Here is a 16822-nt window from a genome sequence, read left to right as displayed (position 1 = left end):
GAAAATAGGAAGGAGGAGTTAAGTAATGAAGAAAATAAAATGTTCATTGACTTTAATATTGGTTTTAAGTATTTTAGTAGTTCCTGTACATGCTAAAGATATTAATGTGATGAAGGCAGGGACGCCAAACGCTAAACTGGATACTTCAGCACTTAAGCTGGAAGCGGTAGATTATAAATTAGGTTTGCGGTCAGTCAGTGTTGATGGAAATAAAGGAGTTTATAATTCAGACATTAATTTAGATGATGGTTTACGTCTATTAAATTTAGATGCTACTTTTGTTCCAACAACTGATAAAGCTGATAGATATTTAGATTTAGCTCGTTTCAGTCTAGGAGATGTAGGAGATCCAACGCCTACTTATGAATTGAAATTAAAAGAGTATGGTCTTTACAATTTTGGAGTTAAACGTAGTGAAAGAGATTATGTCTATGAAAATGGTGCTGATGCTGACCACCATACTTATGATTTTACTAGAACACAAGACTCAATGCATTTGACAATTACTCCAGAAGGGTTACCTAAATTCTTTATTTCTAAAAGAAAGTTAGATAGAGAAGGCATATCAGTATTAACAAAAGATTTATATGAAACTCATGCTGAATTTTTAATGAATACGCCAATTAATGAAACGAGTCAAGATGCAACTGTAGGTACTGAGTTTAGTTATGCTGGATATGATTTTTATTTAGCTCATACTCAAGATAGTTATACTGGTAGTGTATTACAGGAACCGGCGGAAGCATTGGGAACAGATAATATAGGAGATAAAGATGGGCAGTATCAAGATCACGAAACAAGAAGTTTAGACCGAGGAATTGATCAGTTAAAAGTTCATAAGATATTTAATGATCGTTTTGATGTAACATTAAGTTTGAAAGATGCTCGAGGAGATGGAGCATTCTCTGTAGCAGGATATATTGATGCTTATAGTCACAATGCATATGATAATAATGGTAATTTAGTGGATACTACACAAACAGTTCAAGAAAGAAAGACTACTTATGGTAATACAAATTCAGATAGTTTCATAGGCAGTATGGACACTACGTTATTAATTAATAAGGATACTTATTTACACAGTGGGTATAAAAGTACAGAAACAGAAAATAACATTGATTACTTTGCTTATTATTTTGATAATGGAACCCCTAATGACACATCTGATGATCATATATCAGCTTGGCCAGGAGATGGTTCAGGTGAGTGGAAGAAATTGAATAAGAATTTCTATAATCAAAAAGATAAGTATTACGTTAAAGGAGAACACTATTTAAATAATGAACTAAAGGCAGAGGTAGGTTATCTTTATACTAAAGAGAAAGATAAAGGAGCACATGGACCAGGAGAAACTACAGAAGATGGTTATCAACTAGGCTTTTTATATAATCCGATAGAGACAGTCAAACTCGACTTGGATTATAAAGATACAGCAATTGAAGAAGAAGGAACAGAAATAGCTGATAATGAAGAAATTGATTTTGAAGTTGAATGGGAAGTACTTGACAATTTAAAATTAACTAGTAAATATAGAAAGGAAGAAGATGATGGCTCTCATTATGGAGCATATGTTGGTTATCCAGCAGGGCATTATGAGGATGCTAAAAGAGAAAATGAAATTCAAACATTTAGTGTGAATTATCAGCCAGTAGTTAATTTAGACTTGGGATTATCTTATTCTGACCAAACTTTCGAAGCAGTAAATGGTTTTAACTCGGATGGTTCAGGTACAATCCTTGAATATACTACTAAAGTCAATAACGATCTTTATAACGTGAATGCAACATATCAAGCAAGTGAAGACTTCAGTGCCAATTTCTATGGTAATTACATTGAAGGTCAAGAATCTGTATCTAATATTAATAATGAAAGTTTCAAGAATGAGTATACAGACTTTGGTCTTAACTTAACTAAAGCTGTACCTATCTATGATAACTTGGATGTCACTTTAGATTTACGTCGTGTTGAATACGATGAGACGCCAAGTGATGTAGCATTATACGGTACAAACGCTAACGATTATTCAGCAGACATCATTACTTTAGGCTTAGAAGGCGGATTTTAATTAGTAATTCTAAGCTAAGTTAAATAAAGTAAGAAGTACGATTTGAAGACTCTCGTTCCCAGCGGGAGTCTTCTTTTTTGTTCTGTAATTATATTGTATAATCAAAATATGATGAAGCTATGAAGAAAGTTTGAAATAAATGTGACGTTTAATTTTTTATTTACTCAAAGTTACCCGTTCTTTTGCAGACCTTAAAAACAGTATTAAATAAGATTTATTGAACGGAAGATAAGGACGTTTTCTGTTTGACCGAAGGGAGTTGGAAAACGTCCCTGGAGTGAGATGAATCTTATTTAATTGGTTACTGTTTTTCCAGTCAAAAAAGAATGGGTAACGTTATTCCAAAAACATTTATACAAGAGTTTTAGTTAATAGCTTTTAAAAAATAACAGGTATTTAATTATGCTCAGAATTTAATTATGAGATTTGTTTAATTTGTATTATCTGCTTCTAGATAGTAATAAATAGAATTTTTTTATAAAAAAGTCAATAAAAAAAGGATAAAGCATACCCTCCCTAGAATAAGTATAATAAATAAAGGAATATTTACTCATATATGTAAAAGAGGTAGATTAATTTCAGAAAATTATAATTTTCAAAATATTCTATTATGAGACTAAGTTAGAATATTTAACTAGGAAGTATTTTGGTTTATAACTGCATAATAAAGGAATGCAGTTTTAAATAAATTAATTATTAAACTCAAGAGGGGAGATTATTAATTATGGGACAGAATAAGCTTAAGGAGTCTATTCTTAACAAGGATGAATTTACTGTAACGTGGGAGCTAGTACCTGGACGAGGGGCACGAGAAGCAAATCAAGAATTTATATTTGAAGGAGCAGAGCAGGCAGCAGAAAGTGACAAAGTTGATGGGATAACTATTACTGATAATCCTGGAGGGAATCCAGCGATTTCAGCTGAATACTTAGGTATGAAGGCTGAAGAAATTGGAATTCCAGCTTTAGTGCATTTTACTTGTAAGGACAAAAACCGTAACCAGATGGAGAGTTTTTTGTATTCTCTAGAAAGGGAAGAAGTTAATAATATTTTGGTTATGACCGGAGACTATCCAGTGGGGGGATATGATAGTCGTTCAAGACCTGTATATGACATGGACCCTACTCAAGTTTTAGAAATGGTTACGGATTTGAATGATGGATTAAAGTATAAGGATGCTTTTGGTAGAAGTGTTGAGTTACAAGAGACTAACTTCTTCCCAGGAGCAGCAGTTTCACCATTTAAGCAATTAGAATCTGAACAGATGGTTCAGTACTATAAGCTGAAGAAGAAGATAGAAGCAGGAGCTAAATTTATTATTCCTCAGTTAGGATACGATGCTCGTAAGTTTCATGAATTAATTCAATTTATTGAAATGAATGATTGGGATATTCCGGTTATTGGTAACGTTTATGTATTATCTTATGGCGCAAGTAGAGCAATGAACGCTAATCGTATTCCTGGTTGTGTAGTAACTGATAAGTTAGTCGATAAATTGGCTGAAGAAAAAGAAGCTGATGATAAAGGTAAGCATGCTCGTTTAATGAGGGCAGCTAAGATGTATGCTTACATGAAAGGTATGGGCTATGCTGGAGTTCACTTAGGTGGACACGGTATGGGGATTGAAGATGTAGAGTTTATTGTAGATAAAGGTGAAGAGCTAGCACCTAACTGGCAAGATTATATTCATGAATTTGAATTTCCAATGGAAGACGGATTTTATTACTTCGAAAAGGACGAGGAAACTGGCTTAAATACAAAACAGCCAGCTGCTAGAACTCATAAACCGAGCAAGGGTTTAATGAATAGAACATTTAGAGTTATGCATCATGCTCTATTTGAACCAGATAGTCCGTTCTTTAAGCCGATGCAGTATCTATGTAAATCTGTTGACGATAGTTCACTAGAAAAACCATTTGAATTTATGGAACGAGTTATTAAAACTGTTTCTAATGATTGTCAAGAGTGTGGAGATTGTGCATTATTCGACTTAGCATATATCTGTCCAATGTCACAATGCCCTAAAAATCAGCGTAACGGAGCTTGTGGCGGTAGTAGAGATGGTTATTGCGAGGTATATCCTAATGAGAAGAAATGTCTATATGTACGAGTCTATGATAGATTAAAAGCATATGGTGAAGAAAAGCAGTTACAAGAATATCAGATTCCACCGGTTAACTGGGATTTTCATCATACTGCTTCTTGGCTTAACTTCTTTATGGGACGTGATCATTCAGCAAAGAGATTGGGAATTACGCCTCCAGGTAGTGAAAGCGAAGGTAAAAGTAAGAAGGCTTAGTAATATATAATAAATTTTGATTAAAAATCTCTGAGGAATATTCCTCAGAGATTTTTAATATCTATTTTGATAAAATAATGCTTGATAAAATCTAAGTAATTTGTTATAATATTAGAAAAGAAGAATAAATATGTAGAATTAACAATAAAATAAAAGTCTTATGATATTCCTCGATAATGGCACATTTATTGAAAGATAAAGTCGCAAAGGTTTGAATCTAAGGTATAAAGCTATGATTGTCAAACTACCGAAAGGGATATAGGTGTGATATTATACAATAAGCCCTATTCCTCTTTATAAGTGAGGAATAGGGCTTTTGTTTTAAAATAATAAAAATTTAAGAGAGTTTAGTCTTCTCTTTTATGACATCTTACACAGACATTAGCCTTCTTACCCTTAAGGCTAATATGTTGCTTAGGGTCACCTAAGTTATGGCATCTAGCACAAAATGCTGTTGCTAATTCACTAGATGGTCTGTTACCAGGTACGTGACACTTAACACATAAATCAGCATTTTTAGTGTCAGTAGCAATCTGGTGAGTCGGATTAGGTCCCGTATGAGCACGGTGACAATTTTCACAGTCCTTTACCTTCCAGTCAAGCTCTACCTGGTGAGCAGGCTTAGGTCCTGTCTTGTGTGCAGGGCCGAACTGGTGACATTGGTTACAGAATGCACCGTCCTTAGTATTCATTTCTTCTGGAACTTTGTGACAATCTGCACATTTTGTGGCATCCATGCTGTCTTTAAAGACGGGATGCGACTTAGGGATTGTTGGTGTACCTGCTGCTAGTACATTACTACTTAGTAATAATACAAAAGCTAGTACAGTTAAAATTAAAATCTTCTTTTTCAATTATTTCACCCCCTTTAAACTTATAAAACTTACCCCCTATATAAAAATATGTGTTCAATACATAATATTAGATATAAGTCTTATATATTCCTGCATTGGATAAAAAATATATGATATTTATTAGTAAAAGTAAAAAACTGGTGGTTAACTATTAAACCACCAGTTTTGTTCATGTTTAGTTGTCTTTAATATCGTATAGTTTAGCTCTGTTCACTCTAGCTTCTAAATGGCTATTAATTAAGAGGCGTTTGATAAAAGGATGCTTCTCCCAAGGAATAGATTTGCCTAGGGTTAAATAAATAGCATAGGCCTGTTTGGCTTGTTCTCTTAGAGGATATTCATCGATGAATTTCTTTAATCTATTAAGGATCTTTTCTTTCTTATGAGGATTTAATAACTGTTTTTTAAGAAATTGTTGAGTAAATTTATTAAGAGATTTAGTTTGTAGTTGATTTTCAATAGGTTTTATTTTAGATTGAGAAAAGTATAATTGACTAAAATATGCAAGGTCAGCAAGTGTTTCAGAGTTTTGGAGATATTCTGTTATATTATTTACTATTTCTTCACTATCAAATTCATGCTCGGCAGTTTGAAGTTTTCGTTTTGCATAAGCATCGAACTTGGCCATCTTATATATTCCATTCTTAATTACTCCTTTTACAGCACGGGGTGTTTCTTCATCGTATAGCATTTCTTCTAATAATCTTCTTAATTTACTTCTAATCTTTTTAATGAATTTACAAAGTAATTGGTACTGGTCAAAATTTTCTAAAGCGTTTTTATAGGGTTCCTCTAAATAATTAATATAATTAATAACTTGTAAGTAAGTTCTGTCAATTACTAATCGCAAGATTCGCTCGAACTTTTCTAAATTTAGGTCTTTTCTTCTTGGATAATAGTAGTTAAAGAATAAATAGTTTAAAGTCTCTTTTGGATTATTTTTAATTAATTTTTCTAGCTTTAATAGATAAAAGTTATTCTCTTCTATTTCATTCATCGGTTGATTATACAATGAATCAAATATAGAAAAACTGAAATCATTTCGTCTGCACATTAAATATCACCTTCTAACTTATTTTATGTTATTTTGTCCAGGAAGGTTACTAATTACTCATTAGTTTAAAAAGAACATTCTTATTATATCTTCTTTATTTTAAAATTTCCTTGAGAGAATAGGTTAATTGTTATATTATAATAGGTATAGAAGATAATAACTATAGGGGTTGAAGACAATGCTAAAAAGCTTAGTTAATAAAGATATCAAGAGAATTGGAATTATGGGAGGGACTTTTGATCCAATCCATAATGGACATTTAGTCACTGCTGAAGCGGCAGCTTATCAATATGAATTGGATAGAGTCGTCTTTGTTCCATCAGCTAGTCCTCCACACAAGAATAATCAGAATATTACTGATGCTGAGGAGCGGTATACTATGGTTATTCTAGCTACTATGACTAATCCTAAATTTATAGTATCGAGGATTGAATTAGAAAGGGAAGGCCCTTCATATGCGATAGATACTGTTAGGGCTGTAAATGGATTATTTGAAGAGATAGAAATTTATTTTATTACCGGGGCTGATGCTATACTAGAAATATTTACTTGGAAGGAAGCAGAGACCCTTTTAAAAGAGTGTAGATTTATTGCTGCGACTAGACCAGGTTATTCATTATCTAGAATTAAGACCGGTCTTTATGAAAAGTACCAAGACCAGATTTCTCTTTTGAAAATTCCTGGATTAGGAATTTCATCGACTGATATTAGAAATAGGGTTAGGGCTAAGAGACCAATAAAGTATCAACTACCTCAGACGGTCGAGGCATATATCAAGAAACGAAAACTATATTTGAGGTGACATCAATGTTAGAGGTTGAGAGAATTGATAAATTAAAAGAGATGATTTCTCCAAAGAGGTTAGAGCATAGTTTAGGAGTAAGAGATACAGCTATTGATTTGGCTACAATATATGGTGTCAATCCCCAAAAGACGAGGATAGCCGGGTTATTACACGACTGTGCTAAAGGGATAACCAACAATAACCTATTGAAAATGGCCGATGAGTTTGGTATAGTAATAGACGGTGTCATAAAGAAGGTGCCTGCTTTGTTGCATGCACCTGTGGGAGCAGAACTTGCTAAAAGGGAATTCGAGGTTGATGATGAGGAGATATTAAATGCGATTCGGGTTCATACTTTAGGTTCTGAAGAGATGAATCTTTTAGAGAAGGTTATATTATTAGCAGATTATATAGAACCAGGACGGAGTTGTCCAGGTATCATTGAAGTAAGAAAGAAGGCTAAAGTCAATATTGATCTTGCTATTAGAATTGCTTGTGATAATACTTTAATGTACCATTTAAATAACCAAAAATTGATTCACCCCCAGACTTTGCTTACTCGTAATGCTTTTCTTAGAAAGGGTGAAAATGATGAGTAAGTATAATCGGTTTGAAAAGGATCGTCTTAAAGCACAAGAAGAACGTAAGACGAAACGTGCTAGAAAGAAGCTTTATTTAAAAATGTCTATTTTAGTTATATTATTAAGTATAATAGTTAGTGTAGGCGTATTTGGGTTAATGAATGACTTAGGGATTAGTGATAAACAGGAGTTATTAGTTGAACAGAAATTAAACTTTTTAATCTTAGGTTCAGATGCTTTAAATCAAGGAATTAATAGAGCAGACTCGATAATGGTAGCTAGTGTTGATTTAAAAGATGGTCAAATAGGTATTCTTTCTTTACCTCGGGATACAAGAGTACAGATTCCAGGGAAGGAAGGCTATCATAAATTGAATGCTGCTTATGCTTATGGTGGCTCGGAATTAATAAAGGAGACGGTAGAGAAGTTAATTAAAGTTCCTATTGATTATTCGATAAGCACTGATTTTAATGGGTTTAAGTCTATTATTAATACTTTAGGTGGAATAGAAGTAAATGTGGCTAAAGATTTAAAGTATATTGACCAGGCAGGAGGTTTATATATAGATATTCCGGCTGGGAATCAGACTTTATATGGTCAACAGGCTTTAGAGTATATTAGATTTAGACATGATAGATTAGGTGATATTGGTAGGATTAGACGACAACAGAAATTCATAAAAGCAGTAATGGATAAGATATTAACTCCCAAAGTAATATTTAAAATTCCAAAACTTATTAAGCAATTATCAGATAATATTGAGACAGACTTACCAATGACTAAAGGACTTAAGTTAGCCATGGAGTTGACTGATGAGATTAGAGACTTTAATAGAAGTAAGATTAAGATGGAGACTCTACCAGGCACCCCTAAATATGCTGATGGGATCAGCTATTGGGTTCCTGATAAAGCTAAATTAGAAGCAGTAACTTCAAGTTTGATTAGAAGTAAAGATTATCTAAATAATTCTCAATTGAATGTTATGGTTCTGAATGGTAATGGGAAAGTAGGTTTAGCTAATGAAATAGGAGATTTATTATCTCAGTCTGGTTATAATATTATTAAGGTAGGTAATGCTAAGCGCTTTGATTATTCTAAGACTAAAGTTATCTATAAGTCTTCTGCTAAACAGAATGCAGAAAAAATGGCTAATTATCTGCATGGAGAATTAGAAGTTTGGCAAGAGGTAGAGGAAAAAAATAAAAATGAAGTCGATATTAAAGTTATTTTAGGAGAAAATATAAATTAGTTATAGTCTAATTCTAATTTTATAAAGGAATTTTTTTATTAGTAACTAATACTTTATATGGAGAATGGGAAATTTTATTAAATATAGGAATGTATTATTGAGAATAGACGTAGGAGGCTAATTTAATGGAAATAAAGACTGAAGAATTAGTAAAAACAGTAGCTAAAGCAGCTGATGATAAGAAAGCATTAGATATTGTTGTTTTAGATTTGGCTGGCATTTCAATCTTATCTGATTACTTTGTAATCTGTAGTGGTAAGACGGATGTTCAGGTGAAAGCTATTGCTAAGGCTATTATGGATGAATTAGAAGATGAATTTGATATAGAGTTAACAAGAAAGGAAGGTATGGACCAAGCTCGCTGGGTATTATTAGATTATAGTGATGTTATTGTCCATATCTTCCATCAAGAAGAACGAGAGTATTATGAGTTGGAAAGATTATGGGGCGATGCTAAAGAATTAGATTGGCAAGAGTAATCAAAAATTGCTTGACAAGCTAGGTTAGATGGCTTATAATGTAGGGTGTGAATTGAAAAAGTATTGGGGATATAGCTCAGTTGGGAGAGCGCTTGTCTGGCAGACAAGAGGTCGGGGGTTCGAATCCCCCTATCTCCACCAGATTTAAAAATCCTCGTCCCTAGCAATGAAGATTCGTTGTTAGTGGTGAGGATTTTTTTAATTTTAAATTTAATTTATATAATTTAAATTTCATCTATAAGTATAGAGGAGGCAGATTAGATGCAAGAGTACTACAATTTTAAAGATGTTGAAGAAAGATGGCAGCAGCATTGGGAGGAAAACGATTTATTTGAAAGCACATTAAACTTAGACAAGCCAGAGTATTATACATTAGAGATGTTTCCTTATCCTTCTGGGAACCTACATATGGGGCATGTTAGAGTATACTCAATCGGTGATGTGATTGCTAGGTTTAAGAGAATGCAAGGCTATAATGTTTTGCATCCAATGGGCTGGGATGCTTTTGGGTTACCAGCTGAAAATGCGGCAATCGAACGTGATATCCATCCTAATAACTGGACTTGGGATAATATTGCTAACATGAAGAAGCAGTTAGAAAGTTTGGGAATTAGTTATGATTGGGACCGGGAAGTAGCGACTTGTCATCCTGATTACTATAAATGGACTCAATGGCTATTCTTACAGCTTTATAAGCAAGGATTAGCTTATAAAGAAGCAGCATCTGTTAACTGGTGTCCTGGCTGTGAAACGGTATTAGCTAATGAGCAGGTAGTTAATGATGCTTGTGAACGATGTGATACTGAGGTGATAGAAAAGAACTTAGCACAATGGTTCTTTAAGATTACTGATTATGCTGATGATCTATTAGCTGACCATGAACTATTAGAAGAATGGCCAGAACGGGTAAAGATTATGCAGAGAAATTGGATTGGTCGTAGTGAAGGAGTTGAGATTAAGTTTCCTTTAGAGGAATTAGATGAAGAGTTAGAGGTATTTACTACTCGACCAGATACTATCTATGGGGCTACATATATGGTTTTAGCACCAGGCCATCCATTAGTAAAAGAATTAGTAGCAGGTAATGAAGAAGAGGAAGAAGTTCTTAACTTTGTTGCTGAAATGGAAGAGAAGGATGAAGAAGAAAGAACTTCACCTGAGTCGGAAAAGATAGGAGTCTTTACCGGGTCGTATGCTATTAATCCAATGACTGAAGAGAGAATTCCTATTTTAGTAGCTAATTATGTCTTAATGGGTTATGGAACAGGTGCAATTATGGCGGTACCGGCTCATGACCAGCGAGACTTTGATTTTGCTAAGAAGTATGACTTAGAGATAAAGGTGGTAGTAGAACCTGAAGATAAAGATTTAAGTGGTGAAACTTTAGAAGAAGCATATACAGAAGATGGGGTGTTAGTTAATTCTGATATCCTAAATGGTTTAGACGTTGAAGCAGCTTTTGAAAAGATAGCAAATTATATGGAAGAGAATAATATTGGTAGTAGACAGGTTAATTACCGTCTGCGTGATTGGTTAGTATCTCGTCAGCGTTATTGGGGAACTCCGATCCCAGTTGTTTATTGTGATGAATGTGGAGTCGTACCAGTACCAGAAGAAGAATTGCCAGTAGAACTACCAACAGATGTTAAATTTACAGGGGCTGGTGAATCACCATTAGCCCAAGCAGATGATTTTATAAGTACTACCTGTCCAGAGTGTGGAGCTAATGCTAAACGCGAGACAGATACTATGGATACCTTTGTTGATTCATCTTGGTACTTCTTAAGATATACTGACCCTAAGAATGATGAGCAAATATTTGATTCTAAAAAGTCTAATTATTGGATGAACGTAGACCAGTACATCGGTGGAATTGAACATGCTATTTTACATTTGCTATATGCACGCTTCTTTATGAAATTTATTAATGATTTAGGGCTAGCTGATGCTAGAGAGCCATTTGAAAAGCTACTTGCTCAGGGAATGGTTCTTAAAGATGGAGCAAAGATGTCCAAATCTAAGGGTAATGTAGTAGACCCGATGGAAATTATCGATAAATATGGTGCAGATACTGCTCGCTTATTCATCTTATTTGCAGCGCCTCCAGAGAAAGACTTAGAATGGAGTGACGAAGGAGTAGAAGGAGCATCAAGATTTTTAAATAGAGTTTGGCGATTAGCTTCTGATTATGTAGAGCAAATTAAGGAGTTAGACTTAGATAACTTAGAACTCTCTGATTTAGATAAAAAAGAAGCAGAACTTAATCGTGAGATACACCAAGCAATTAAGAAGGTAAGTGCTGATTTAGATGAACGAAAGAACTTTAATACAGCAATCAGTGCAGTTATGGAGTTAGTAAACGCTATCTATTCTTACCTCAACGATGTTGAAGAAGAGAATGTTGAGCTATTAGGAACTGCAATCAAGACTACTATCTTATTACTAGCACCATTTGCACCACATATGACCGAAGAAATCTGGTTTGAATTAGGTTATGGGGATAGTATTCATCAACAAGAATGGCCAGATTACGATGAAGAAGCATTGAAAAAAGATGAGATCACAATTGTTGTACAGATTAATGGTAAAGTTCGGGACAGGGTAGAGGTAGATGCAGATATTAGCGAAGAGGACTTAAAGGAAATTGTTTTAAGCCAAGATAAAGTACAAGAGTATTTAGAAGATAAAGAAGTAGTTAAAACAATAGTTGTGCCTAAAAAGTTGGTTAATTTAGTTATAAAATAAGATGAGAGTAGAAGCTCCCTGATTTATTCGGGGAGCTTTTTTGATTATAATAATTATACGCAGACTTACACAGACCAGACACAGACTAAAGATAAGGGAAAGGTAGGGTTATTATCTTTAAATGGTAAAAATTTCTTGATTGATAGAAGTGATTATATTATAATGTATTTGTAATTATATATATCATCTAATCTATTTTAACAGATAGCTTGTTATATGGTATAATTTAATTAGAAAGGATTGAGTTAAATGAGTAATATCAATAATCCTCATGATAAATTCTTCAAAGAGGTCTTGGGAGACTTAGAGACTAGTAAAGATTTTATAAAAAATTATCTTCCATCGGAATTATTGAATATAATAAATATAGATAAATTAAAAATAGAAAAGGATAGTTTTATTGATGATAAATTAGAGGAAGTATTTTCAGACTTGCTTTATAAGGTAGAGATTCAAGATAAGGAAGGTTATCTATACTTTTTATTCGAACATAAAAGTTACCATTCTTCTAAAATAGCATTACAGCTATTAAAATATATGTTAAGGATCTGGGAATCAAAATTTAAACAGGATAAGAAGGATAATTTGCCGATAATTATTCCCTTAGTTATTTATCATGGTCAAAGAGAATGGAATGGAGCTTTAAACTTAAATGATTTATTAGTAAATATATCAGAAGTAGTAGATAAGTATGTACCCGATTATCAATATTTAATTTATGATTTGTCGAGGTATAGTGACGATGAAATAAGAGGTGGAGCTAAGCTGAGAGTCTTCCTGGAGATTTTAAGAGGAGTATTTAGAGAAGACTTTATAGAGCGTTTTAAAAAAGCTTTAAGAGTATTAGAAGAACTAGAAGAGAAAGAAAAAGGAATTGAGTATTTTGAAGTTATAGTTCGGTATGTGATGAATGCTAAGGAAGACTTGAGTGTTAATGATTTAGAAAAGGCAACTAAAGAAATATCATCAGAAAGGAGTGAAGAATTGATGACTATCGCTGAAAAATTAAGGGAAGAAGTTAGAGAAGATGTAGCAAAGAACTTGTTAAAAATGAATTTAAATATAGAAGAAATAGAGGAAGCGACTGGTTTATCAAAAGAAAAGATTTTAGAATTAAAGAGGAGAATAGCTAATTAAGAAGATAGACATCAGAAAGGAGTAAAGAACTGGACGATTATTTACATTGATTTTATTTAATAGTTTGCTATTCAAAAATTAACTGTGACTCTTACTTATATATTGAGATATAAGTAAGAGTTTTTATTATTTATAGATATACTTAATTATTCTAGGTTCAATGGTAAAAATTTCTTGATTGATAGAACTAGTTATAATATAATATATTTGTAATTATATAACATATATAATTAAGTTTGGTAGAATAGAAGCGGGTAAGCAAAAATTTTAATTGCTTATTAGAAAGGGAAATTCAAATGCTTAATTTTAATTCAAAGTTTAAGACTTTATTAGGAATTCTGTCTATAATGGTTGTGGTTAATTTAGTTTTATCTATTGCACTTTTAAATAGTGGAGGTATAGGGATTTCGGGATATATTTATTATACGGTCACTATTTTTGAAATGGGGAGAGATATAGAAAATGAGAAAAAAGACTAGAAGAATAGCGTTTGTATTAAGCATTTTAATGATTTTAGTGGTGATTACCGGATGTCAAGATGAATTATTAGATGGCTCAGAGTTAGATATGTCAAAGTTAGGTCCTAATGAGAAGTATGTGGTAGCAACAACTATTTATAAAAATTTGAAAAGGGGAGAGAAGTATTTAGATAAAAAGTATCAGTATGATAGATATGGTAATCGTGTAAAGGAAATAAATTATAATAAAAATGGAGAAATAATTGAAAAACGGATTTGGAAATATGATAAACAGGGTAATGTATTAGAAGAAATAAGAGACACTAATGATTCTTATTTGCATTTTGTTTATAGATATAATGATAAAGGTCAAAGGATAAAATGGCGGACTAAAAATAAATCAGGTTACAATATAAAAGGTGCTGATTATCGATATTGGGATAATGGGAATTTGAAGTATAGAAAAAGAATTAATTATTATAACCTTGGCGAGATTGAAAAGATAAATTATAATAAGCAGGGTGAACCAATGGGTGGAAAGATTATAACTTCAAATGATGAAGAGATTAAAATAGAATATGTAATTGAGCGTTATAAGAATGGAGGAAGAAAAAAGCAAATAAGAAAAGAAATTTATAATGGAGAAACTGTTGCTTCAACTATTACTGAATACAATGAAAAAGGACAAAAGATAAAGAGTATCAGTAATGGGAGAAGAATTAATACTTGGTATGAATGGCGATATGATAATAGAGGAAATAAAATAAAGTTTATCGTTAAAGATGAAGATGGTCAAATAGAGGAGTGGAAAGAATATAAGTATAATGAGGATGGGAACCAAATAGAATATAAACGTTTCTTTATTAATAGCAATAAAAAAGAATTATTTTCTTGGATAGTAAGCAATTATAATAATGCTGGTATTATTATAAATAAAAAATTTAAGAATAAAAATGGGGAAGTAACTTCTATATGGACAAATAAATTTGATAAAATAAAAATAAAGAAAGGAGAATGAAATGATTAAAAAGATTATATATGTAAATGGTAATGCTGCACAAGATAGATATAATGGGAAAGAAGGTTTTTATGTAAAAGAAACGGGTGAATTTTTTGCTCACAATACATTATCAAATAATGCCACCAATGACCAATTAAATAAACAAGCAGAATTCTACACCAGAACAATCAACAACATCCAACAAGAAGAACAGAATAAAGCTCAACAAGCCTTCTTAGCATTAACTGACTTAGGTATCACAGCTATAGATTCATGGAATAGTGCTAGTGAGTTAATAACAGAAACTGGCGAACTTACATTTGATATTGCTAAGAAGCCATATCAACTAAAAGGTAGAACAGGCATAGGAAAGAATAATTACATCCCTTATTCTAAAGGGCATCCGATTTTATCTAAAGTTGGTGAAAAGGCAGTAGATGGTACCTTATTACACAGTGAAATAGAAGTAGAATTAGCAAATCGAGAGGTGGAAGGTGGCTTGATTAAGGATGAAGATATCAAAGTGGTGAATGAAAGGATATCAGGTAATATAGTAGGGGCAGTAATTAGTAAGACGAAGGATAGAGTAGAAGATATTAATAGTATGGCAGAGACAATCAATGAGGCTAAGAAGGTCTATGATAAATTTAATAAAGGTAAGAGGATAAATTTTGAGAAAGACTTAGCTAAAACAAAAAAAATTGGTCGAGAACAGTTAGGGGCATTCTTTGCGGTTTGGGCTCCAGCAATAGTTGAGGTAAAAGGTTGGGATAAGTATAATAATTTACAAAGCCTTGGGAAAGTAGAAAGGGCTAAGAAGATAGAAGAGTTCAAAGAAGATGTACAATTAATCGCCAAGTATAACAGGATTGCAGCCCATGTAATGGAAACAATGATGATGTTAGGGTCACTATTAATTCAAAGTACTATACCAATAGGGACAGTAGCTGGTTTAATTTTAATGGTTTTAGCTCAACCTATTTCTAATTCGGTAAAAGAGATATTAATCAAAGAGAATAATGACCAAGGTAACGAATTAAGACTCGGGGATTATACAACGATAGTAATCGATAACATAGTAGAATGGTTCGATATGACTAGATTCATAGGAGATAGTAATCTCTGTTTAAGACAAGAATATAATAACAGACCACTAATTCAAGAAAGAAGGATAGATGCTCCTGGCTTAATCGGTGGTATGAAGGCTTTTATCAAAGATGGACCATTTGAAAAGTTATTTATTCAGTTAGAAAATTTAGTGCTAGGTAAAGATATTAAAGCCTTTGATGCTCAAACCTATGGTCAACAGTTAGAAGAAAAGTATCACGTTGAAACTAAACTAAAAGATATAGCAATGCATTATGGATCATTAGCAACGATTGGGGAGTTTATTAAGGATAAAGATAAGGACTTTTCATTTGTTGCTTTTTTCGATTGTAAAGAAAAAGCAACAACAATTATGGACAGAATTATCGAGAATACCTTTGAAAGAATAGATGGCAAAGAGAAATATCAAGTATATGCTTATAAAGAAGTAGAACATGCTAAGGATATCCCCCGGTTAATCCATTACAATAAAAGAAACAAAAGTAATCAGATAGTAGTCTATCGAACCAAAGAACAGAAAGGGACTGCTCCAGTTTACTTTAAAAGAGCTGCCCCAGGCGCAGCCCAAATGTATAAAGCAGCAAATACTGAAACAAAAGTTGAGACTAGACCTAAACCATATTTAAAGCAATTAAAGAAGAACTTTTCAAAAGATTACTTAAGAAAGTTATTAAGCCAGAGGATAGAAGTAGGGTATGGTGAGTCATGGTATGATAATGACTATTACCATATGGTTTCATTAAAGAGCCTATTAAACAAAGAAGCGAAAGAATATGGACTAAATCTAGCAAAGGATGATATAAGTTATAAAGAGATATTAAATCAATATAATAATCGAAAGTTTATAAAAGAAGGTTTAGTAGGCAATGTCTTTGGTCAGGATGGTATGAAGTATGATTATATTATGATAGAAGATAGTCTCTTTGCTAAAGAGCCTAATTTTTTTGGACCTAACTGGAATATAATGTATGGCAGTATTAAGAATCAAGATAAAGAGCAAGAAGAAAGAA

The 16822-nt window shown here is 32.6% G+C and carries 12 protein-coding genes, 1 tRNA gene and 1 riboswitch; of the genes, 11 read left to right on the top strand and 2 right to left on the bottom strand.

Annotated elements, in window-relative coordinates:
• Positions 1-25: 25 nt before the first annotated feature.
• Together BM077_RS05185 and BM077_RS05180 are read left to right on the top strand one after the other, a co-directional pair.
• Positions 26-2065 carry a porin family protein gene (locus tag BM077_RS05185; RefSeq protein WP_089748752.1) on the top strand — a complete coding sequence of 680 codons (2040 nt, stop codon included), beginning with the start codon at positions 26-28 and terminating at the stop codon, positions 2063-2065.
• A 724-nt stretch (positions 2066-2789) separates the two neighbouring features.
• Positions 2790-4364 carry a methylenetetrahydrofolate reductase C-terminal domain-containing protein gene (locus BM077_RS05180; RefSeq protein ID WP_089748751.1) on the top strand — a complete coding sequence of 525 codons (1575 nt, stop codon included), beginning with the start codon at positions 2790-2792 and terminating at the stop codon, positions 4362-4364.
• Positions 4365-4532: 168 nt separating this feature from the next.
• Positions 4533-4616: riboswitch (cyclic di-GMP riboswitch) on the top strand.
• 95 nt (positions 4617-4711) lie between these two features.
• Here the strand turns inward: BM077_RS05180 and BM077_RS05175 are convergent.
• Both BM077_RS05175 and BM077_RS05170 read right to left on the bottom strand, forming a co-directional pair.
• Positions 4712-5218, bottom strand: coding sequence for a cytochrome c3 family protein (locus tag BM077_RS05175; protein WP_089748750.1), 507 nt, complete (start codon positions 5216-5218; stop codon positions 4712-4714).
• A 175-nt stretch (positions 5219-5393) separates the two neighbouring features.
• A complete protein-coding gene (locus BM077_RS05170; protein ID WP_089748749.1) occupies positions 5394-6272 on the bottom strand; it encodes a hypothetical protein in 879 nt (292 codons plus the stop codon).
• A 178-nt stretch (positions 6273-6450) separates the two neighbouring features.
• Between BM077_RS05170 and nadD the strand changes: the two genes are divergently transcribed.
• From nadD to BM077_RS05120, 9 genes are all read left to right on the top strand, one after another.
• Positions 6451-7074 (top strand): nicotinate-nucleotide adenylyltransferase, encoded by a 624-nt coding sequence (nadD, locus tag BM077_RS05165; RefSeq protein WP_089748748.1) that lies wholly within the window; start codon positions 6451-6453, stop codon positions 7072-7074.
• A 5-nt stretch (positions 7075-7079) separates the two neighbouring features.
• Positions 7080-7655, top strand: a complete 576-nt coding sequence (gene yqeK / locus BM077_RS05160; protein WP_089748747.1) for a bis(5'-nucleosyl)-tetraphosphatase (symmetrical) YqeK — start codon at positions 7080-7082, stop codon at positions 7653-7655.
• Positions 7648-8886, top strand: a complete 1239-nt coding sequence (locus tag BM077_RS05155) for an LCP family protein (RefSeq protein ID WP_176941648.1) — start codon at positions 7648-7650, stop codon at positions 8884-8886. Before yqeK ends, BM077_RS05155 begins: the two co-directional genes overlap by 8 nt.
• Positions 8887-9011: 125 nt before the next feature.
• Positions 9012-9365 carry a ribosome silencing factor gene (gene rsfS / locus BM077_RS05150; protein WP_089748745.1) on the top strand — a complete coding sequence of 118 codons (354 nt, stop codon included), beginning with the start codon at positions 9012-9014 and terminating at the stop codon, positions 9363-9365.
• A 65-nt stretch (positions 9366-9430) separates the two neighbouring features.
• Positions 9431-9506, top strand: a tRNA-Ala gene (locus tag BM077_RS05145).
• Between the two features lie 120 nt (positions 9507-9626).
• On the top strand, positions 9627-12110 hold the full coding sequence (gene leuS / locus BM077_RS05140; protein WP_089748744.1) for a leucine--tRNA ligase: 2484 nt from the start codon (positions 9627-9629) through the stop codon (positions 12108-12110).
• A 249-nt stretch (positions 12111-12359) separates the two neighbouring features.
• Complete coding sequence (locus tag BM077_RS05135) at positions 12360-13247, top strand: Rpn family recombination-promoting nuclease/putative transposase (RefSeq protein WP_089748743.1); 888 nt, start codon at positions 12360-12362, stop codon at positions 13245-13247.
• A 462-nt stretch (positions 13248-13709) separates the two neighbouring features.
• Positions 13710-14723: a hypothetical protein gene (locus BM077_RS05125; protein WP_089748741.1), complete on the top strand. Its 1014-nt coding sequence runs from the start codon at positions 13710-13712 to the stop codon at positions 14721-14723.
• A gap of 1 nt (position 14724) precedes the next feature.
• A partial coding sequence (locus BM077_RS05120) for a hypothetical protein (RefSeq protein WP_143078996.1) occupies positions 14725-16822 on the top strand: 2098 nt, incomplete at its 3' end.

Origin of the sequence: Candidatus Frackibacter sp. WG13 (genome assembly GCF_900114655.1) — a bacterium.
GTDB lineage: Bacteria > Bacillota > Halanaerobiia > Halobacteroidales > Acetohalobiaceae > Frackibacter.
Note: the sequence above shows the minus strand (reverse complement) of the source record. Positions and strands in the feature narration are given on the sequence as shown.

What these genes read in the sequence shown, in the direction of transcription:
- BM077_RS05185 (WP_089748752.1), top strand. Translation starts at nt 26, where the DNA reads ATGAAGAAAATAAAATGTTCATTGACTTTAATATTGGTTTTAAGTATT.
- BM077_RS05180 (WP_089748751.1), top strand. Translation starts at nt 2,790, where the DNA reads ATGGGACAGAATAAGCTTAAGGAGTCTATTCTTAACAAGGATGAATTT.
- BM077_RS05170 (WP_089748749.1), bottom strand. Translation starts at nt 6,272, where the DNA reads ATGTGCAGACGAAATGATTTCAGTTTTTCTATATTTGATTCATTGTAT.
- nadD (WP_089748748.1), top strand. Translation starts at nt 6,451, where the DNA reads ATGCTAAAAAGCTTAGTTAATAAAGATATCAAGAGAATTGGAATTATG.
- yqeK (WP_089748747.1), top strand. Translation starts at nt 7,080, where the DNA reads ATGTTAGAGGTTGAGAGAATTGATAAATTAAAAGAGATGATTTCTCCA.
- BM077_RS05155 (WP_176941648.1), top strand. Translation starts at nt 7,648, where the DNA reads ATGAGTAAGTATAATCGGTTTGAAAAGGATCGTCTTAAAGCACAAGAA.
- rsfS (WP_089748745.1), top strand. Translation starts at nt 9,012, where the DNA reads ATGGAAATAAAGACTGAAGAATTAGTAAAAACAGTAGCTAAAGCAGCT.
- leuS (WP_089748744.1), top strand. Translation starts at nt 9,627, where the DNA reads ATGCAAGAGTACTACAATTTTAAAGATGTTGAAGAAAGATGGCAGCAG.
- BM077_RS05135 (WP_089748743.1), top strand. Translation starts at nt 12,360, where the DNA reads ATGAGTAATATCAATAATCCTCATGATAAATTCTTCAAAGAGGTCTTG.
- BM077_RS05125 (WP_089748741.1), top strand. Translation starts at nt 13,710, where the DNA reads ATGAGAAAAAAGACTAGAAGAATAGCGTTTGTATTAAGCATTTTAATG.